This is a genomic window from Candidatus Macondimonas diazotrophica (assembly GCF_004684205.1).
Lineage (GTDB): Bacteria > Pseudomonadota > Gammaproteobacteria > UBA5335 > UBA5335 > Macondimonas > Macondimonas diazotrophica.
On the sequence record NZ_SRIO01000005.1, the window covers coordinates 17,010 to 37,472 of the forward strand.

14 protein-coding genes are annotated in these 20,463 nt (G+C 63.1%); 2 read left to right on the plus strand and 12 right to left on the minus strand.

Annotated elements, in window-relative coordinates; genetic code table 11:
* Positions 1 to 32: 32 nt before the first annotated feature.
* The 4 genes from E4680_RS04960 to E4680_RS04975 all read right to left on the minus strand — a co-directional run bounded on the left by E4680_RS04960 (position 33) and on the right by E4680_RS04975 (position 5,844).
* On the minus strand, positions 33 to 1,214 hold the full coding sequence (locus E4680_RS04960; protein WP_167792392.1) for a GGDEF domain-containing protein: 1,182 nt from the start codon (positions 1,212 to 1,214) through the stop codon (positions 33 to 35).
* Between the two features lie 307 nt (positions 1,215 to 1,521).
* Positions 1,522 to 2,721 carry an acyl-CoA dehydrogenase family protein gene (locus E4680_RS04965; protein ID WP_135281297.1) on the minus strand — a complete coding sequence of 400 codons (1,200 nt, stop codon included), beginning with the start codon at positions 2,719 to 2,721 and terminating at the stop codon, positions 1,522 to 1,524.
* Between the two features lie 30 nt (positions 2,722 to 2,751).
* The gene (locus E4680_RS04970; protein WP_135281298.1) at positions 2,752 to 3,879 is read right to left on the minus strand and encodes an acyl-CoA dehydrogenase family protein; all 1,128 of its coding nucleotides are present in this window, start codon (positions 3,877 to 3,879) and stop codon (positions 2,752 to 2,754) included.
* Positions 3,880 to 4,014: 135 nt separating this feature from the next.
* Positions 4,015 to 5,844 (minus strand): 3'-5' exonuclease, encoded by a 1,830-nt coding sequence (locus E4680_RS04975; RefSeq protein ID WP_135281299.1) that lies wholly within the window; start codon positions 5,842 to 5,844, stop codon positions 4,015 to 4,017.
* 186 nt (positions 5,845 to 6,030) lie between these two features.
* On the opposite strand from E4680_RS04975, the gene rimO reads away from it, so the two are divergent.
* Positions 6,031 to 7,353, plus strand: a complete 1,323-nt coding sequence (gene rimO, locus E4680_RS04980) for a 30S ribosomal protein S12 methylthiotransferase RimO (RefSeq protein ID WP_135281300.1) — start codon at positions 6,031 to 6,033, stop codon at positions 7,351 to 7,353.
* Between the two features lie 36 nt (positions 7,354 to 7,389).
* Here the strand turns inward: rimO and E4680_RS04985 are convergent, their stop codons facing one another.
* The 5 genes from E4680_RS04985 to secA form a co-directional block, all read right to left on the minus strand.
* Positions 7,390 to 8,760: an AcvB/VirJ family lysyl-phosphatidylglycerol hydrolase gene (locus E4680_RS04985; protein ID WP_135281301.1), complete on the minus strand. Its 1,371-nt coding sequence runs from the start codon at positions 8,758 to 8,760 to the stop codon at positions 7,390 to 7,392.
* Positions 8,757 to 11,366 carry a bifunctional lysylphosphatidylglycerol flippase/synthetase MprF gene (gene mprF / locus E4680_RS04990; protein WP_135281302.1) on the minus strand — a complete coding sequence of 870 codons (2,610 nt, stop codon included), beginning with the start codon at positions 11,364 to 11,366 and terminating at the stop codon, positions 8,757 to 8,759. Before mprF ends, E4680_RS04985 begins: the two co-directional genes overlap by 4 nt.
* Before the next feature lie 65 nt (positions 11,367 to 11,431).
* Positions 11,432 to 12,385: a Nudix family hydrolase gene (locus tag E4680_RS04995; protein ID WP_135281303.1), complete on the minus strand. Its 954-nt coding sequence runs from the start codon at positions 12,383 to 12,385 to the stop codon at positions 11,432 to 11,434.
* 6 nt (positions 12,386 to 12,391) lie between these two features.
* Positions 12,392 to 13,603: a bifunctional glutamate N-acetyltransferase/amino-acid acetyltransferase ArgJ gene (argJ, locus tag E4680_RS05000; protein WP_135281304.1), complete on the minus strand. Its 1,212-nt coding sequence runs from the start codon at positions 13,601 to 13,603 to the stop codon at positions 12,392 to 12,394.
* Between the two features lie 4 nt (positions 13,604 to 13,607).
* On the minus strand, positions 13,608 to 16,307 hold the full coding sequence (gene secA / locus E4680_RS05005; RefSeq protein WP_135281305.1) for a preprotein translocase subunit SecA: 2,700 nt from the start codon (positions 16,305 to 16,307) through the stop codon (positions 13,608 to 13,610).
* 206 nt (positions 16,308 to 16,513) lie between these two features.
* Between secA and E4680_RS05010 the strand changes: the two genes are divergently transcribed.
* The gene (locus E4680_RS05010; RefSeq protein ID WP_167792393.1) at positions 16,514 to 16,963 is read left to right on the plus strand and encodes a DUF721 domain-containing protein; all 450 of its coding nucleotides are present in this window, start codon (positions 16,514 to 16,516) and stop codon (positions 16,961 to 16,963) included.
* Here E4680_RS05010 and lpxC read toward each other — a convergent pair.
* From lpxC to ftsA, 3 genes are all read right to left on the minus strand, one after another.
* Complete coding sequence (gene lpxC, locus E4680_RS05015) at positions 16,960 to 17,877, minus strand: UDP-3-O-acyl-N-acetylglucosamine deacetylase (protein WP_135281307.1); 918 nt, start codon at positions 17,875 to 17,877, stop codon at positions 16,960 to 16,962. The genes E4680_RS05010 and lpxC overlap by 4 nt on opposite strands.
* A gap of 141 nt (positions 17,878 to 18,018) precedes the next feature.
* On the minus strand, positions 18,019 to 19,164 hold the full coding sequence (ftsZ, locus tag E4680_RS05020; protein WP_135281308.1) for a cell division protein FtsZ: 1,146 nt from the start codon (positions 19,162 to 19,164) through the stop codon (positions 18,019 to 18,021).
* Positions 19,165 to 19,229: 65 nt separating this feature from the next.
* On the minus strand, positions 19,230 to 20,459 hold the full coding sequence (ftsA, locus tag E4680_RS05025; RefSeq protein WP_135281309.1) for a cell division protein FtsA: 1,230 nt from the start codon (positions 20,457 to 20,459) through the stop codon (positions 19,230 to 19,232).
* Between the last annotated feature and the right edge of the window lie 4 nt (positions 20,460 to 20,463).

Here is a 20,463-nt window from a genome sequence, read left to right on the forward strand (position 1 = left end):
CGATCACTGGAGGCCGGCAACGTGCACCCCGGTCACGCCGGCAGCCGGACGATGATGCGATTGCGTCCCTGATTCTTGGCTTGATAGAGGGCCTGATCGGCCATTCCCAAGAAAGCCGCCACCTCAAGATGCGGCGCCTCACCCAGGTGCGCGATCCCGATGCTCACGGTGACGATCGAAGCCACCGGGGAATCCTCGTGCGGAATGTTCAGCTCCTCGATGTTCGCCATGACGCGCAAGGCCACATTCTCGGTACCCTCCAGCGTGGTCTCGGGCAGCAGCACCGCAAACTCCTCGCCGCCATAGCGAGCGGCAAGATCGCCCAAGCGCAGCGTCGCACGGCGGATGGCCCCGGCCACCCGGCACAGACAATCGTCACCCGCCATATGGCCATACCGATCGTTGTAGGCCTTGAAGGCATCGATATCCACCAGCAGCAAACCGAGCCCGGGGCGCTCGGCTGAATCACTGACGCGCTGCTGCCCACTCCGCGCGGTTCCGCGTGTGTGACGAAACCACTCCCGGTGCAGGCTCTCATCAAAGCAGCGCCGGTTGGCGACGCCCGTCAATCCGTCGGAAAGCGAAACCTGCCGCAGGTTTTCATTGGCCTCAAGCAGCGCTCTCGACCGCAGGTCCAGCGCCTGGCGCTGCCGCCGGATCAGACGGGTCTGCTCGGCCTGTTGCTTGTAGAGATGAGCGAGGCCATCCCGGCGCCCCCGCTGAAAGCTGTTAGCCATGGCCATCACACTGCAAATGGCCAGCGCACTCCCGACACAGAGAAACTCTTCCTCAGGCTGAAACAGGCTGCTTTCAGTGCGGCCCACCAGATAGAGGCTGTGTAGGACAAGTGTGAGCGCAACGCCGACCAGAAAGCTGATGCGCCCACCATATTGAATTCCCAGATAGCACTGCAGCGTCACCAAACCCAGCAAGCTGCCGAAGGCACTCAGGTATCCGTACTCGTCGATCCGGATCAGCTGCATCAGCACGAGAAACTGCAGGCCGATCGCCACAGGTGTGATCAGCGGCAAAAGCACGGGTTGACGGCTCATCAGGCGGGGCTTGAAGAATGTCTGCATCGATAGCGCCAGGAGGACCCCCAAGCCAATCAGCGGCATGATGTCCCAGAGACCGAGGCGGGTCAGTCCCAGATCGATCGCCAACACCGCCAATAAACCCAGCAAGAGCCAGAACAGGGCGCTTGCCCGCGTCACCCGGCGGCCAAGGTGTAGTTTTCGTTCCAAACTGGCAGGTGACACAACCGGAGCCAGCGATCCGAAAGACAATGGACCGCCGGTAAGGCGGACAAATCGATCGGCGATTGGACAAAGCGGCATTGTCGCCTCCATCCCTGAAAAAGCGCTCAAGCCTGCGATTCTGGACTCGAATATCGGACGCCCCACGGAAAACTTGAGCGCCTCTTTTTCTCGAAAAAGCGCATAAAAAAACCCTGGCTGGAAAACCAGCCAGGGCATTTCGATCAAGCATGGCAGATGCGCGGCGCATCTGCCAGCCTGGGGATCAGCGCAGTTCCTTGGAGCTCTTGCCCAACACCTGACGGGCAACGATGAGCTGCTGAATCTGCTGGGTGCCTTCGAAGATATCCAGAATCTTCTGGTCGCGCGCCCATTTCTCCAGCAGATGCACTTCGCTGTAGCCCAGATTACGGGTCAGTTCGACGCAGCGCAGGACGATGTAGTTGCCCACGCGCCCGGCCTTGGCCTTGCACATGGAAGCTTCCTTGGAATTGGGCTGACCGTTGTCAGCCATCCAGGCCGCGCGCATGGTCAGGAGATAGGCCGATTCCCACTCGGACTCCATCCACTCGATCTCGGCGCGCAGCGCATCATTGGTCCAACGGGACTTCTGGTACTCCAGAACGACGCCTTCCTTCGCCAGGAGCTCCTTGGTCAGATCCAGAGAAGCGCGGGACACGCCCAACGACATCGCGGCCACTGGTGGACGCGTGTTGTCGAAGGTCTGCATGACCCCACCGAAGCCTTCCTTCTTGTCCTTGATTTCCTCGGAACCGAGCAGGTTGTCCTTGGGAACGCGGACGTTGGTGAAGGTGATGGCAGCAGTATCCGACGCGCGGATCCCCATCTTCTTCTCCAGGCGCACCAGCTCGACACCGGGCAGATCTTTCGGCACCACGAACGACTTGATGCCCGCTTTGCCCTTGGTGGGGTCGATGTTGGCCCACACCACCACGTGACTGGCACGGCCACCCGCGGTGATATAGATCTTTTCGCCGTTGATGATGTAGTCGTCACCATCTTTCTTGGCGGTGGTCTTGATGTTGCCGGCATCCGAACCAGTGCCCGGTTCGGTGATGGCCATGGCAGCCCAGCACTTACCGAACTTTTCCTTCTGCTCGGGTGTTCCGGCCGCCATGATGGCCGCGTTGCCCAGGCCCTGACCGGGGATGGCGAGGGCCAGACCCGCATCACCCCAGCACATTTCGGTCATGGCGGCGATGGCGATCATGTTGCCGCCATTCTTGACGCCGGGCTTGGCTTCCTTGTCCTTGCCGCCACCGCCCAGGCCACCCATGCCGCCGCCACCGCCGCCCAGCATCGACTTCAGCGCATCGAGCTCCTTCGGGGGCGTGTGCTCGGCCTTGTCGTACTTGCGGGAAATGGGGCGGAACATGGACTTGGCCAGACCGTTGGCCATCTTCTGCATGTTCGCGACATTCGGCGGAAGTTCCAGATAAATCATTGCGTCATCCTCAAAATCGGCATGTCGGGATCAGATGTTGAAGCAGCCTTCCAGCACGGCCAGACCGCGCAGGTTGCGATACCACATCTCCTCGGAGTACTCGCGCAGGAAACCGGCGCCGCCGAGGATCTGCACCCCGTCGGTCCCCACCTGCATCATGCGCTCGGCGCAGTTGATGTAGGCAAGATGGGCCTGACGATGAAAATCCAGGCCGTTCTCGGCCTGGGCCGCAGCGCGCCAGACCATCAGACGCATGCCGTCCAGTTCGATCGCGATGTTGGCCACCATGAACGCCACCGCCTGGCGATGGGAAATGGGCTCGCCGAACGCGATACGCTCGTTGGCGTATTCGGTCACATGCTCCAGTAATGCCTGAGCGGTACCCACCGCGGCAGCACATGCGCCCAGACGCGACAGGTCGATCAGCCGCTGGTAATCGAAGGTTTTTTCGCCTTCGCCCAATTTGGCCGCGGCTTCGACGCGGACATTCTCGAGCGTCACCACGCCCAGCCCCAGGCCATGCAGACCCAGATAGCCCTGCGCCTGCACACTCAGACCTTGCGCACCTTTCTCGACCAGGAAGACCTGCGGGCCTTCTCCGTCGACGTCGGCCACGATCGCGAAGTGTTCGGCTGTGGTGGCCAGCGGAACCATCCCCTTGGTGCCGTTCAGGACATAGGCGCCGCCTTCGGCCACAGCCTTGGTCTGCAAGGCGTGCACGTCCGAGGTGGCGCGCGGCTCGCTGATGGCAATCGTCGCGGGCACAAACGCTTCACCCGCAAATATGGGCAGATACTTGGCCTGTTGTGCGGCCGAACCCTGATCGATCAGCAGATTCACGAAGCCGAGCGGTGCCAGAATGTGCAAGGCCAATCCCATGTCGCCCTTGCCCAGGTCTTCGGCGATCAGCACGTTCGAAACGGGGGAGCGGGGCGAGCCGGCGCCGCCATGATCTTCCGGCACGGGCAGCAGGGTAATGCCCAGTTCATGGGCCTGTTGCAGCATCTCGGCCGGGATTTCGTTGGATTCATCGATTGAGCGCGCTTGGGGCTTGATGACGGTTTCGGCGAAACGCTGCATGGTTTCGCGCGTGATGCGCTGTTCGTCCGTGAGGGTCAGATCGAACGGAAGCGCTGGTTTGGCGCCGGGCTGGGTCATGGGTGAGTCCTCTTCATCAGACAAGGCTTAGGAACAAAGGGGGAAGATGTGCCTCTCTCTAGAGACCGGACAGATTAAACCCCTAATGGTCGCCAATACTGAATGAAAAGGCAATTGACACACCCACAGCCCATGCTAGATGACACTCAGACGGCGCCCGAATTCGGATTCGGTGTGGGTGGTGAGCACCAGTGTATAAATGGCACGGGTCATGGCCACGTACAGCAGCTTGGCCTCGCTGGCCATGTTATCGGCATCGAGCGTGATCGTGCCCACATCGGGGATGACGACCATCGGAAATTCGAGCCCCTTGATGCTGTGCATGGTCATGATCTTCACGGAATCCGCGGTCGGGTCGAAGGCTTTCTTTCCGCACCGATCTGCGAGAGTCTGGACCGGGATACCACGCCGGCCCAGACCGGCGGCCATCTTGTCGATCAGCCAGCGGGCCCGACAGGCAATCGCTACATCCCGCCATCCAAGACCATCCTTGCGCGCCTTGCTCAGCGTCTCGGCGGCAAACGCGATTTCCTCCTCCAGCGAGCCGCAATGCTTGAAGCACACCGGCGGTCCATGTCGCCCGGCCGCTTCCGGCGCCACCAGTGGGACATGATCCTCGTCGGTTTCTCCCGGAGTCAGGTAGTGCCGCGCGAATCGATACGAAAAATCGAGAATTTCCCGCGTATTGCGGTAGTTGATGCGCAGGATACTGGTTCGGCCACGGGCTTGAATCCCGACACTGGACAACGCGAAGTCGAGCGTTCCTTTCGGCCGATAGATCGACTGGGCGTCGTCATAGAGCAGGAGCAGCGAACCGTCGTCGGGATCGAGCATCTGGACAATCAATCGCAGCCAGTCTGCATCAAAGTCCTGGCCTTCATCGATCATCACGGCGCCATATTGTGCCCGCGGGATCTGCCCTTTATCGACGGCTGCGATGACGGCACGCACCAGCGCATCGATGTAGTCACCCGGACCGATCGGCGAAGTCACGTGATAACGGCGCAGTTGCTCGCCGCACCAGTCATGGAAGTGATAGACGTGAACCTGATCCTCCACACCCTCGCTCTGCATGATCCGGCGCAGATGCGTCGCCAATACGATGTTGAAGCAGGTCACCAGAATCGGTTTGCGCAACTGGCGGGCCAGATGCAGACAGCGGTAACCGAGGATCATGGTCTTGCCCGAACCAGCCACCCCATGGATGACCCGATGGCCCGCCCCGAGGCTCCGGGCAAGCTGCTCCTGCTGCAGATCCATCAGACGGATCACGTCCGGAATCTCGGGCGGCGATGCGGCCTCTGAAGACGACGCATCGAACAACCCGTCCTGCAGGCCGGCGACGCGGACTTCGGGGAACAGGTGCCATCGCACCCGATCGATCTGCGGCAGCGTCATCTGCACTGGAAACGGGGCATTGAACATATCCCAGAGGCGCTTTTGGAACGCCTCGGCCTCTACCGATTCGGTCATCTCATCGGCGCACAGAACCTGATGCGCCGGCATCACCTGATCCAGGCCATGCGCTTCGAACTGGCGGCGGGTCATGCGGCTGAGCACTACGCCATACCCATAGGGAAACGCCAGCTTGCCGCGCCGCGCCCCATCGGGCTGGATCAGTTGCGGATCGCGATCGAGGACCTTGAGCAGGCGATAGGCACATTGCCGCACCTGCTCGATCGGATTGGGCACGATCTTGAGCCCGCTACCGGTGAGCAGCGTGACCGTCGCACGGTCCAGTGCTCTGATCGTGTCGAGCTTCCAGTCCTTCACTTCCAGCAACAGCAAGCCGCGCCCGGGATGAAGAACGATGAAATCGGTGTATCGCGCGCGCTTGCCGACGGGAATCTCATACCAGCAGAGGTAATCGTCTTCCAGATGACTTTGCAGGCGCTCGGCCACTCGCCGCTCGCCCGCCTGCATACGCCCGACGCAACTGTTGAGCGAAGGAATCAGACTCGCCATCGAACGCCTCGAGAGACAATCGGCCCACTTCTCCGGATCGGCCGAATGTTGTCGGAATTGAGGTATACGGGTGCGCGAACGACGCGCTGCGGCAAGCGGGCCCCGCAAGACCGCCCGTCGAATCTTTCACAGCCTCCTGAAAGCCCGATAAAATCAGCCTCCCATCGCGCCCGAGGCCAGATCCCCATGAGCACACAGGTTCGCAAAGTCGGCTTCGTCAGCCTCGGCTGCCCCAAGGCGCTGGTCGATTCCGAACGCATCCTCACCGAGCTGCGCCGTGAGGGCTATGCGGTTTCGCCCAGCTACGACGATGCCGATCTGGTGGTGGTGAACACCTGCGGCTTCATCGATGCCGCCAAGACCGAATCACTGGAAGCGATCGGCGAAGCGCTGGCCGAGAACGGCCGGGTCATCGTCACCGGTTGCATGGGCGCGAAGCCCGAAGACATCCGTGCGGTGCACCCCGCTGTCCTCGCGGTGACCGGCCCACACGCCTATGAGCAGGTCATGGAAGCGGTGCATGCTCACCTTCCGCCCATGCCCCACGATCCGCACATCGATCTGGTCCCACCCCAGGGCATCAAGCTCACCCCACGCCACTACGCCTATCTGAAGATTTCCGAGGGCTGCAACCACCGCTGCAGCTTCTGCATCATCCCCGCCATGCGCGGCGACCTGGTCAGCCGTCCCGCCGGCAGCGTACTGGGCGAAGCCGAACGGCTGGTGGCAGCCGGCGTGCGCGAGCTCCTGGTGATCTCACAGGACACCAGCGCCTATGGCGTGGATCTCCGGTACCGTACCGATTTCTGGAACGGCCAGCCCGTACGCACCCGCCTGACCGAGCTGGCCCGCGCCTTGGGCAGCCTGGGCGCCTGGGTGCGCCTGCACTACGTCTATCCCTATCCGCACGTCGATGAGCTGATCCCGCTCATGGCTGAGGGGGCGATCCTGCCCTATCTCGACGTGCCGCTGCAGCACGGCAGCCCGCGTATCCTGAAGCGCATGAAACGCCCGGCCGCCGCCGAGAATACCCTTGAACGCCTGCAGGCGTGGCGTCGCATCTGCCCCGAGCTGACCCTGCGCAGCACCTTCATCGTCGGCTTTCCGGGCGAAACCGACGCGGATTTCGAGGCGCTGCTCGATTTCCTGACCGCCGCGCAGCTCGATCGCGTCGGCGCCTTCACCTATTCTCCGGTGGACGGCGCGGCTGCCAACGCCCTGCCCGACGCGGTGCCTGAGCCGCTCAAGCAGGAGCGCCTCGAGCGACTCATGGCGCATCAGGCGGCCATCAGCGCCGCGCGTCTGCAGCAGAAGATCGGGCGCACGCTGGAGGTGCTCGTCGATGCGGTGGACATGGACGGCCCCATCGCCCGCAGCGCCGGGGAGGCGCCGGAAATCGATGGAGTGATCTATCTCGACGCGGCACCGGACGTCAAACCTGGGGACAAGCTGCGCGTTGTAGTGACCGATGCCGACGAACACGATCTCTATGCCGAGCCGTGCGACTGACCGGGCAGCCACGCGAATCCGGAGACGCATCATCGCTCAGTACGCCGGTGCGCCCAGGACAATCCGCGCCAGATGTGCCATGTCGCCATCGAAATGGTGCCCGCCCGGCAGCGCCATGACCGGCAACGTCCCCGCCAGACGCGGACAGATCGATTCCTCGGCTTCATCCTGACCATAAACGCACAGCGTGCGCTCACCCGGCAACCGGCGCGCCGCGGGCAGGACGTCGTAATTGCCCGTATCTTTGCGCCACCACTGACTCACCTGAAACGCGAAGGCCGCCCGCTCGCCGGGCCCGAGCAAGACGAGTCGGGCCACACGTGCCTGCAACTCGGCCGGCAAGCGCTGGTAGGCAAACGGCAGGACGTTGGCGCCTTGCGAGTAGCCGATCAGGATCACCGCTCTGTCAGGCCAGCGCGTCTGGTAGCGTGTCAGGATGCGCCTGAGATCCTGGGCCAGACCCTCCGGCGTGCGTGGCTGCCAGAAATAGCGTAGGGAATCGAAGCCCACCACGGCGACCCCCTGGGCCGCCAGCAACCTGGAAAGATCTCGGTCCAGACCTGCCCAGCCACCGTCCCCGCTCATCAACAGTGCCCAGACCGGCGCATTCGCGCCCATGGCGGGAACCTCGATGAGCGGGAGCTGCCCGGCGTCGAGTCTGGTGATCGGCGGCTGTTGGGGAAGCCGGCTGCGCAGCGCCCGATCGGCGCGCTGCAGTGTTTCGCGCAAGTGAGGCAAGGGATCGGACACAGGCGGGAGTTCAGCGACCACGGCCACCGCGTCGGGCGCGTGATTCACAAACCGTCGAACGAATGCCGGGTCACGTGACATTGGCGAGACCACCCAGGGTGCCACGGGCTGCGCGTCCGGCTGCAGACTGCTTCGGCCTTGCCGGGCGTCGAAATTCGCCCGCAGGCCCCGGCCCGGACAGAAGGGGACTGCGGAGGCCAGGGTCGCATCGAAGTCCAACGACAACCCCCCGGCGAAACCGCCGGTCGGCGCCTGGGCCAGCGCCGCGTATGCCAGGGCAGCGCCGCCCCCCCGCCCCGCCAGCACCGGCGGCACATAGCGATCCAATCCCACCTGGGCCTGGGTTTCCCGCGCCAGATTGTCCAGATCGCCGGCCGGCAGCAGACATTCATCGCCATCCTCGGCCATGCGTGCGAGCAGGCCCGGGGCGCTCACGCTGATCACCAATGCGCCCTTGTTCACCAGCAGCTCACCCAGGCGCCGGTCGATGGCGGTGCGGCTGCGTCCGGGCATCAGCCAGATCACCACGCTGTGCACCGGTCCGCTGGGGACACCCAACCACACGCGCTCGAACCGGCCATGGGGGGTCGGCGATTCGTGCCGCTGACAGGCGGTCAGCAACACGCCCAGCACCAACAGCCATACCAGGCGACTCACTTGGTGATGACACCGCGCAAGCCGCCACCGATCAGGGTAGCCACGTCGGCCAGCGCCAACAGCGGCGCCATCCCGCCCGGCGCCGCCAGATAGCGCGGCTCCCAGACCGGGTTGAACTTTTCCTTGAACCGGCGAACGCCCTGGAAGTTGTAATATCGTTCACCGTGCTCGTACACCAACCGACCCGCCTGCTGCCACGCCGGTGCGCGCTCATGCTGGGCCATTCCGGCAAGCGGCGCCATCCCGAGCCCGAATCGCGCCATCCCCTCCGCTTGGTAGTGACGCATCAGCTCGATGAGCAGAAAATCCATCGTACTCGGCGGTGCGTCGGGGAGCGCACGCATCAGGTCGATCCGCACTTCCCGCTGCATTCCGGTTCGCAGCACGTTGGCAAACGCGATGATCTGGCCATCGCGGCGCACGATGGCCACCGGCAAGCGCTCGAGATAAGCGGGATCGAACGTCCCTAGCGAGTAGCCCTTCTCACGGACGCGCTGGTTGGCGAGCCAGGTGTCGGAGATCACGCGAAGCGTCTCGATCACCGCCCCAACCGATCCCGGTGGCAGGATTTCCAGGCTCAACCCTTCGCGCCGGGCGCGGTTGTATGCATGCCGAAGCGGTGCACGCTGAGGCCCCTCCAGCCCGAAGTCGGTGAGCGGAATATGTGCCGCTTCGCCGAGCTTGAACGCCCGCAGTCCGGCGTCCAGATACCATGGCAGTGCCGCCGGTGTGACTTGATAGAACACCGCGCGGCCGCCATGGGCGCTGGCAGTCTCAACGAATCGCCACACCAGATTCGGGGCTCTGGACGGATCGCCGACCGGATCACCCAGGGCGATCCATGAACGACCACTTTGTCCGTACATGATGAACGCCGTCTCGTCGATGGAAAACAGGAGGGATTTGTCGCCCATCAAGACCAGACAGGCTTCCGCCGAATCCTGGCGGTGCGTGATGTCAGCGGCCAACGCCAGCTTCTCGGTCGTGGGCGGCAAGGCCGCACTCCCCGCGGGTCGAAACAGCTGCCACAAGCCGATACCACCGGCCACGACCGCGACCACACTCGTTGCGCGCAGCGACCTCGACACGTGCGCATCGAACGCGAATTGCCACCACAGGTCATGGCGATAGGTGATGTCGCGGTAGCTCAGAAACAACAGCCAGATCATGGCGGCCACCACCAGGCCAATCGCGACCAGCCACTCCGGCTCCAAAGTCTGCGACCGCAAGGTCGAATGGCGGCCGAACTCGGCCCGGAATACCCATAACAGCGTGCCGAGAATCACGAGCCCGGTTGCTTCGGTCCAGGCGATCCCTTTCGGCAAGGCCAGCACTGCGGCAAGGAACGTCAGAATCAGCGCCGCCCACCAAGCCGCATCCAGACGATGCAACAAGCCGCGCGCGACAAACAGCAGCGTCAAACCGGTCAATCCACCGAGCATATGGGCGATTTCGACCAGCGACAAGGGAACATGCAAGGCCAGAATATCGGTCGTTTCAATCGTCGTGGGCGTCACGCCCGAGGCGAGCAGCCAGATGCCGGCGATGAAGACGAGAATGGCGAGGAGCACCGGCGAAAGCCGCGCCGCCGCGCGCCCGACCGGCGTATCGGTCGCGCGATGCAGTTCATGGCCCACCAGCAGCAATGTCGCCAGTGTCAATGGCAGCAGGAAATACACGCCGCGGAACAGGATCAAGGCACCGAGAATCGCCTCGGTCGGTGCATGCGGACCGTAGGCCAGCAGCATGACGGCTTCGAAAACGCCGAGACCACCCGGAACATGGCTCAATACCCCCAGGCTGATCGCGATCGCGAAGTAGACCAGGAAGCCCGCGAAAGAAACCGCCGTTTCGGGCATCAGGCACCACAATGCCGCTGCGCAGGCCGCCAGATCGATGACCGAAATGACCACCTGTTGCACGAGCAACCTCGCGGGCGGCAGGTTGAACGTCGTCCAATGACCGATGCGCAGTCGCGCCCGCATCCCGCACAATGCGATGAATCCGCCGATAGCCAGCAAGGTCGCCCCAGCAGCGCCCTGGAGAACCAGCGGCGGCAACGGCAGCAGAGTGCCGACGTTTTCGGCGCCCGCGACCATGCCGGCCGCGCCGAACACCGTTACGCCCAGCCCGAACGCGCCGGCATTGAAACCGATGACGCGGAAAATCTGACTGGTTTCAAGTCCGGCCGCGGTGTAAAGCCGCATGCGCACCGCGCCACCGGTCATCACGCCCAATCCAACGGAATTTCCCACCGCGTAAGCAATAAAGGCCGTCAGCATGACCGTAGCCGGCCGCATCCTGGCGCCCAGGTACCGAAGCGCGGAGAAATCGTAGCCGGTCAGTGCCAGGTAGCTGAACAGGGTGGCCAGAACCGCCATGACGAGACGATCCCCCGGCGTCGCCTTCATGGCGCGCGTGAGCGCCTCGTAGTCCAGGCTCTGGACCAGATGCCGCAGTCCCCCCAGCACCGCCACGCCGAGCACGATGGCCGCGAGCATGAGCAGCGGGAAGCGCCAGCGCGCAATGAAGTCCTTCAAGCCTTGCAAACGCTGCGACATGGGGTGCTTGGCTGGTGAGTCACGGGAGGCCGGAGGATAGCGCATCGACCATCCTCATGACCGGGTTGAGACCGGATCGTGCGTGGTCCACGCCAGATTGGCCGATGCGCTCAGCCATATGACGACCACAACCCGCGGATGGCCGCAATGCCCTGTCCCCCAAAGCGGCGGACCGTATTGAGATCCGCCACTTGCATGCCGCCCAAGGCATACACCGGCAGACGCGCATCGCGAACCCAACGTGCCCAGGTTCGCCAGCCAAGCGGCGGAACGTTCGCATGACCAGGTGTCGACCGCACGGGGGAAAGCACCGCAAAATCCACTTCCAGCGCCGTCGCGCGCGCCAGATCGCCCGGATTGTGGCAGGACGCTGCGACCCAGCTCAGTCCTGCTGGCTTGCCCGGGAATGAAGCCAGACGCTGGCCGGTCAGATGCACGCCGTCGTACCCCCAGGCCAAGGCCTGCTCGGGCGAACCGTTCAGCAGCGCGATGAGCCCATGGCTTTCACGCATGGGGCGCAGGAGGTCCGCCAGTGCCGCCAGCTCGTCGGGGACTGCGCCCGGCCGGCGAATCTGAATCAACCGGATCCCCCGGTGGACGGCTTGCTGCAGGCCTGCCGCCAATGCGGACAGTGGCATCGGGTCGGGCGGCGTGATGAGGTAGCGGTCGGGAAGGTGACAGGCACGGCGAATCACCCGGTTGGCCGGCGGCATCGCCAGCGCATCCAGCTCTTTCGCCGCCACCCAGCTCAGCGCCTGACCCTCCCGGCCGACCGGCTTGCCTTCATAGGACGCCACCTGCCAGACATCGAGCAGCACCGCCGACGCAGGACCCGGCTCGGCCATCAGGCGAATCAGCGGCACCCCTTGGCGTGCTTCGATGCCCAGTTCCTCGTGCAACTCACGCACCAGGGCCTGCCAACGGGTTTCGCCGGGCTCGCGCTTGCCGCCCGGGAATTCCCAATAACCCCCCCAGGGCTTGCCAAGCGCCCGGCGGGCCACCAGGAACCGGCCTTGCGCATCGGTCAGCACGCCCACGGCCACCGGCACAGCGGAGAATTTCATATCGGGTCAGGTACGGTATTCCGCATTGATCCGCACATAGTCGTGCCCCAGGTCGCAGGTCCAGATACGGACTGCAGCGTCGCCACGCGCCAAACGCACCGTGATGGTGATGTCCGTACGATCCATGACCCGCTGCCCATCGGTCTCACGATAGGCCGAGGCAAGGCCACCGGCGCGCACCACGCCGATCTCATCCAGATCGACCTCCACCCCGTCCAAGGCAAGATCGTCGACACCGGCGCGCCCGATCGCGGCGAGGATACGCCCCCAGTTCGGATCGCTGGCGAAAAACGCGGTCTTGACCAGCGGTGAATGGGCGATGGCATCGGCCACCCGGCGCGCTTCCGCGACGTCACGAGCCTGTTCGATCCGTATCGTGATGAACTTCGAGGCGCCTTCACCGTCGCGCACGATGGCTTGGGCCAGGGACAGACAGGTTTCATTCAGCGCTGCCTGGAAAGCCGGCCAGCCCGGATCAGCCGGTGCAAGCCGTGGCCCTTCGCCGGTTGCAACCAGACAACAGGCGTCATTGGTGGAGGTATCCCCGTCGACCGTGATGCAGTTGAAGCTGTCCGCGACCGCTTGCGCGAGCGTGCGCTGCAGATCATCCGGCTCGATGGCCGCATCGACCGCCACGAACGCCAGCATGGTCGCCATGTCGGGCCGAATCATGCCCGCACCCTTGGCGATGCCGTTCACGGTCACCTTCTGCCCCGCCACCTCGAAGGTGCGGGTGACGGCCTTGGGTTGCGTGTCGGTGGTCATGATGCCCCACGCGGCATCCGGCCAGCCATCCGGCGTGAGCGAAGCCACTGCCGCAGGCAGCGCGGCGATGATGCGGTCCACCGGCAGTCGCTCGCCGATCACGCCGGTCGAAAACGGCAGGACCGTCTCGGACGCGCAGTTCAGCAGTGCAGCCAGCGACGCGCAGCACCGCCGTGCGTCACTCTCGCCGGTCGAACCGGTTCCGGCATTGGCGTTCCCAGTATTGATCAGCAACGCGCGAGGGCGCGCCGCCTGCAAGTGGCGACGGGCCAGAATGACCGGCGCAGCACAGAACGCATTGCGGGTGAATACGGCGGCCGTGGTGGCCTGCTCGCCGAACTCGAACAGCACCAGATCCCGCCGACCTGCCTTGCGAATTCCGGCCATGACGGTGCCCACACGAAGGCCGCGCACAGGCGGCAACGTGTCGAAGGGAATCGATCCAGCCGCCATGAATTCAGCTCAGTCGCCCGTGGCAGTGCTTGAACTTCTTGCCGGAGCCACACGGACAGGGTTCGTTACGGCCAACCTTGCGATCGACTCGAACCGGCGTTTGTGACCGGGGTTCCTGCACCGCTTCGGCCTCTGCTTCACCCGCCATGGCGCCGGCCTGTGCATGTTCGAACTGCATGCGCACCGGTGCAGGCTCTGGGCGGATCGTCGGTTCATCCGGCTGAAACTGCAGCTTATGGAGCGTAAACAGTGTTTCCTGCTTGATGGTTTCCAGCATCTGCGAAAACATCTCGAAGGCTTCGCGCTTGTATTCCTGGCGCGGATTCTTCTGGGCGTATCCGCGCAGATGAATGCCTTGACGCAGATAATCCATGTTGGCCAGGTGGTCACGCCAATGCTGATCGATCACCCGCAGCATGACGGATCGCTCGACCTGACGCATGGCCTGGGGACCGATCTGGCCTTCCATGGCACGATAGGCCTGCAGCAGGCGATCAATGATGCGCTGGACCACGCCTTCCGGCTCGAGCCGTCGATCGCTCTCCAGCCACCGCGCCACACCGAAATCGATGCCCAGCTCCTGACGCAGCACCTCATCGAGTCCCGCAGCATCCCAAAGATCCTCCACCGTATCGGGTGGTAGGTAGCGGAACGTGACCTGACGCACCACATCTTCGCGAATGCGAGTGATGGTTTCGGCGACATCACCCTGGTGCAGCAAGTCGTTACGCTGCTGATAGATCACCCGGCGCTGCTCGTTGGCCACATCATCGTATTCCAGCAACTGCTTGCGGATATCGAAATTGTGGCTTTCCACCTTGCGCTGAGCGTTTTCGATCGCGCGCGTCACCCAGGGATGCTCCATGGCTTCCCCTTCGGTCATCCCCAAGCGCTGCATCAGACTGGACAGCCGCTCGGAGCCGAAGATGCGCAGCAAGTCGTCTTCAAATGAGAGATAGAACCGGCTGGAACCTGGATCGCCCTGGCGCCCGGCACGGCCGCGCAACTGATTGTCGATGCGGCGGGATTCATGGCGCTCGCTACCAATGATGTGCAGACCACCGGCCTCCAATACCGTATCGTGCGCCGCCTTCCAAGCAGTCTCGACAGCGGCGATCTGCTCGGGAGTGGCATCTTCTCCAAGCGTGCGGCGTTCCAGTTCCGGATTGCCACCAAGGATGATGTCCGTTCCGCGGCCGGCCATGTTGGTGGCAATGGTGACCGCGCCGGGGCGACCGGCCTGGGCCACGATGTCGGCTTCGCGTTCGTGCTGTTTGGCATTGAGCACTTCATGCGCGATGCCTTCGCGCTTGAGCAGGGCCGACAAGACTTCCGAGGCCTCGATGGAGGCCGTTCCGACCAGAACCGGCTGAACACGTTCCCGACAGCTCTTGACATCGGCGACGATGGCCTCGTACTTCTCGTTGCGGGTCAGAAAGACCTGATCGGGAAGATCCTTGCGCACCATGGGTCGATTGGTGGGAATCACGACCACATCAAGGCCGTAGATCTGATGGAATTCGAAGGCTTCGGTGTCGGCCGTTCCGGTCATGCCCCCCAGTTTGTCGTACAACCGGAAGTAGTTCTGGAAGGTGATCGACGCCAGGGTATGGTTTTCGGGCTGGATATCCACGCCTTCCTTGGCTTCGACGGCCTGGTGCAGGCCATCGGACCAGCGACGCCCGGGCATGGTACGTCCGGTAAACTCGTCGACAATGACGACCTTGCCACCTTGGATGATGTAGTGAACGTTCCGCTGAAACAGGTGGTGCGCACGCAAGGCCGCATTGACGTGGTGCATCAAAGCGATATTGGCGGCATCGTAGAGGCTTTCACCGGGCTCCAACAGCCCGGTTTCCATCAGCAGCTCCTCGATATGCTGATGTCCTTCCTCAGTCAGATGAACCTGACGCGCCTTCTCGTCCATTGAGAAATCGCCCGGGCCCTCTTCCTCTTGCTGGCGAATCAAACGCGGTACGATCTGGTTGACCCGCTCATAGAGCTCCGTGCTGTCGTCGGTGGCACCGGAAATGATGAGCGGGGTGCGCGCCTCATCGATGAGGATGGAGTCGACCTCGTCGATGATGGCGAAATGCAGTGGCCGCTGAACACGCTCTTCCAGACGGAAGGCCATGTTGTCGCGGAGATAGTCGAATCCGAACTCGTTGTTGGTTCCGTAGGTAATGTCCGCAGCATAGGCTGCGCGCTTCTCATCGGGTACCTGGCCGGCACCGATCACGCCGACTGTCAGGCCCAGATACTCATAAAGCGGCTTCATCCAGGCTGCGTCGCGGCTGGCGAGATAGTCGTTGACCGTCACGACGTGCACGCCCTTGCCGGTCAGGGCATTCAGATAGACGGCGAGGGTTCCCACCAGGGTCTTGCCTTCGCCTGTGCGCATTTCGGCGATCTTGCCGTGGTGCAGCACCATGCCGCCCATCAGCTGGACGTCGTAATGCCGCATGTTCATCACGCGCTTGCCGGCCTCGCGCACGACGGCGAAGGCCTCGGGCAACAGTGCATCGAGCGCTTCGCCTTTCGCCAGGCGGCCGCGGAACTCGACCGTCTTTGCACGGAGTCGCGCATCCGGCAAGGCCGCCAGCTCGGACTCCAGCGCATTGATTTTCTGGACGACCTTGGCCAGTCGCTTGACCGTGCGCTGGTGGCTGTTGCCGAAGATCCGTTTGAGTGGGTTTGCAATCATCACAAATGACTTTGGTGGGTGGACACGTCAATCCGGCATCGCCGCGACTGGCAAAGGGACTACACCATATGCGCGCGACGGGCACGGGTCAATCGGGCGGGAAGACGGGGGATGGATTCGTCATGGCGACGCGTTCGAGCCCCCGTAGTTGCATCCACAGGCGAGCTTGAAGGAGCATGTCGGTTCGACAACGACAGGATGCGTTCATGTCTTACGGCCCCAGACTCCTGTTACGGCATTTTGGCCACAAAGGCGAGGCCGCCGACCTGATGACGCGGGCCGCGGCACTCGCGCTCCTCAATCAGCGCCTGCGCCCTTACCTGCCCGAACCCTTGGATCAGCATTGCACACTGGCCAACGTTCGGGGCCAGACCGCCATACTCGCGGCGGACAGTCCCGGCTGGGCCAGCCGACTTCGCTATCTCGGACCCGCCCTGCTGCCGCGACTCGTCGAATTCGGATTCGGGGTCACGCGCATTGAGGTGATCGTCATGCCGACCGACCGGCAGCCGACCGCCCCCCCAGCGCGACGAATCCCTGCGCCATCCGCCGAGGCGGCCCGTTCGCTTGAACAACTGGCCGCGCACAGCTCAGACGCCAGCTTCGCCGACGTTCTGCGGCGTCTGGCTGCCCGCGCGAAAGCGCCGATGCGCTAGGACAATGCCGCAGCCAGCGTTGGTGCGTAGCGCAGCGGCGCCTCGTCCTGACGCGCGAAACTGACCCGTTCCCAAGCATCAGGCTGGGCCAGCAACGCCCTCAGCAGCTTGTTGTTGAGCCCATGGCCGGATTTGTACCCGCGAAATGCGCCAATGAGTCCCTCGCCGAGCAGGTACAGATCCCCGATGGCATCGAGGATCTTGTGCTTCACGAATTCGTTCTCATACCGTAAACCGTCTTCGTTGAGCACGCGGTAATCGTCGAGCACCACCGCATTGTCCAGGCTTCCGCCGAGCGCAAGATTGTTCTGTCGAAGGGCTTCGATGTCGCGCATGAATCCGAATGTTCGTGCCCGGCTGATCTCCTTCACAAACGAGGTCGTGGAAAAATCGACTTCCGCATGCTTGGCGTGTTGTTTGAAGACAGGGTGGTTGAAGTCAATGGTGAAGCCCACCTTGAAACCTTCATAAGGATCAAACCGCGCCCACTTGCCGTCTTCTTCGACCCGAACCGTTTTCTTGATCCGGATAAACCGCTTGGCCGCGTTCTGCTCCTCGATGCCGGCGGACTGAATCAAAAAGACGAAAGGTCCCGCGCTTCCATCCATGATCGGCACTTCAGCAGCACTGAGATCCACGAACGCGTTGTCGATGCCCAATCCGGCCAACGCCGACAGCAGATGTTCGACGGTCGCGACACGCACCCCGCCTTGAATCAGCGTGGTGGACAGCCGGGTATCCCCGACGCATTCCGGACAAGCCCGAATGCTGGGACAGCCTGGTAGATCCACACGGCAAAATGTGATTCCGGCATTCACCGGTGCCGGCCGCAGGGTCATGAACACCTTTTGTCCGGAATGCAGACCGACCCCGGTTGCCCGGATCGTGTTTTTCAATGTGCGCTGCTTCAGCATGCTTTCACCTGTACTATGAGCCCCGTTTTCCGGTCGGAAAACGGCCGCAGCCCGCCAGGATACTCCCTGTCGAGCAGTCGAGCCTGCCGATTATACCTAATCGGTGTAACAGGCATCACCGCGATACGCTGACCGACGACCTCAATCGGCCTGTCGGCGCAGAAATGCCGGGACATCCAGATAGTCGAGATCGCTCTCGCCGGCACGGATACCGCGTTCCTGGACGCTGCGCTTGCGATTGATGGCGGGCCGCTCCAGATCGCTGTAATTGACCTCCCCAGAGGCGTTGCGCTGCACCAGACGGACCGGCGGCTCTTCGACGCGCGCCTGCGCCCGATCCAATCCGGTCGCCACTACAGTGACCCGGATGTCCTCATCCATCTCCGGATCGATCACCATCCCGACCACCACCGTGGCTTCGTCGGATGCGAACTCGCGCACCGTCTCGCCCACTTCCTGGAACTCACCGATCGAGAGCTTCGGGCCGCCCGTGACATTGACCAGGATGCCACGCGCACCGGCCAAATCCACATCATCCAGCAGCGGACTGCGGACGGCTTTCTCGGCCGCCAAACGGGCACGGTCATCGCCGTTGGCCAGACCCGTCCCCATCATCGCGACACCCATCTCGGCCATGACCGTCCGCACATCGGCAAAGTCCACGTTGATCAGCCCCGGACGCGTAATGAGATCAGCGATGCCCGAGACGGCGTTGTGCAGCACTTCATCAGCAGCCCGGAAGGCATCGAGCAGGCTGATTTTCTTGCCCAGAACCGCAAGCAACCGCTCATTGGGGACCGTGATCAAGGAATCGACGTGCTTGGCCAGCTCGGCGATTCCATCCCGTGCGACCTGCATGCGCTTGGTGCCCTCGAAAGAGAACGGGCGGGTGACCACCGCGACGGTGAGAATTCCCATTTCCCGTGCGACCTGGGCGACGACCGGAGCCGCACCAGTTCCCGTCCCGCCACCCATGCCGGCGGTGACGAAGAGCATGTCGGTGCCGCGAATCACTTCCTGAATGCGCTCCCGATCTTCCATGGCCGCCTGACGCCCCACCTCCGGATTGGCACCAGCACCCAGCCCTTTGGTAATCCCGGAGCCCAACTGTAGCAGCGTACGGGCGCCCGTCGCAGACAACACCTGAGCGTCGGTGTTTGCAGCGATGAAATCCACGCCTTCGATGCCTGCACGCACCATGTTGGCCACGGCATTGCCGCCTCCACCGCCGACCCCGATCACCTTGATGATCGCGTTTTCCGAAACACCATCAACGATTTCAAACATAACCTTTCTCCTCACTGCGCCAAGCGGCGCTTCGTTTCGTTAAGACACGCTGCCCCAACGCTTCATCAGAAATTGCGCTGAAACCAGGACTTCATCCGATCCCAAATACTGCGCACCGCCGTATGTTGCGCGGGAGCCTCCATTCCGACGTGATCGGCGCCGTACATCAGCAAGCCGACGCCTGTGGCATACATGGGGTTCCGCACCACATCCGCCAGCCCGGTGAGGTGATCGGGAGCGCCAATCCTCACCTGGGCGTGAAACACTTCCTCGGCCAGTTCCGCAACCCCTTCCATACGGGAACTCCCCCCGGTCAGGACCACGCCAGCGGCCATCAGGTCTTCGAGCCCCGCCCGACGGATCTCGGCCTGAATCAGATTGAACAGCTCCTCGAAGCGCGGCTCGACGACCTCGGCCAAGACCTGGCGGGCCAATCGGCGCGGTGGCCGATCACCGACACTGGGCACCTCCACGCTCTCCTCGCTGGACACCAGCTGCGGCAAAGCGCAGCCGAAACGCAGCTTGATTTCCTCGGCATGGTGCGTAGGGGTACGCAGTGCCACGGCGATGTCATTGGTGACCTGATCGCCGGCAATCGGAATCACTGCGGTGTGACGGATGGCGCCATCGGTAAACACCGCGATATCGGTGGTTCCCCCGCCGATGTCCACCAGGCACGCACCGAGATCCTTTTCATCCGGCGTCAACACGGCGTAGCTGGATGCGAGTTGTTCGAGAATGATGTCCTGCACATGCAAACCGCAGCGCTCGACACACTTGACGATGTTCTGGGCAGCACTGGACGAACCGGTGACGATATGCACCTTGGCCTCGAGCCGGACACCGGACATGCCGACCGGCTCGCGGATGCCGTCCTGCTCGTCGATGATGAATTCCTGCGGGAGGGTATGCAGGATGCGCTGATCGGCCGGAATGGCCACCGCCCGCGCGGCATCGATGACGCGCTCGACATCCTCATCGCGCACTTCGCGATCGCGGATGGCGACGATGCCGTGTGAATTCAGGCTGCGCACGTGGCTACCGGCGATGCCGACATAGACCGAACGGATCTCGCAATCCGCCATCAACTCGGCCTCATCGACTGCCCGTCTAATCGACTGCACCGTCGATTCAATGTTGACCACCACCCCCTTCTTGAGTCCGCGCGAGGGATGGCTGCCCAGGCCGATGATTTCGATTCGCCCGCCCGGGCTGACCTCGCCCACGATGCACACCACCTTCGATGTGCCGATATCCAGGCCGACGATGAGATTGCTTTCCTGCCGCTTGGCCATGCCA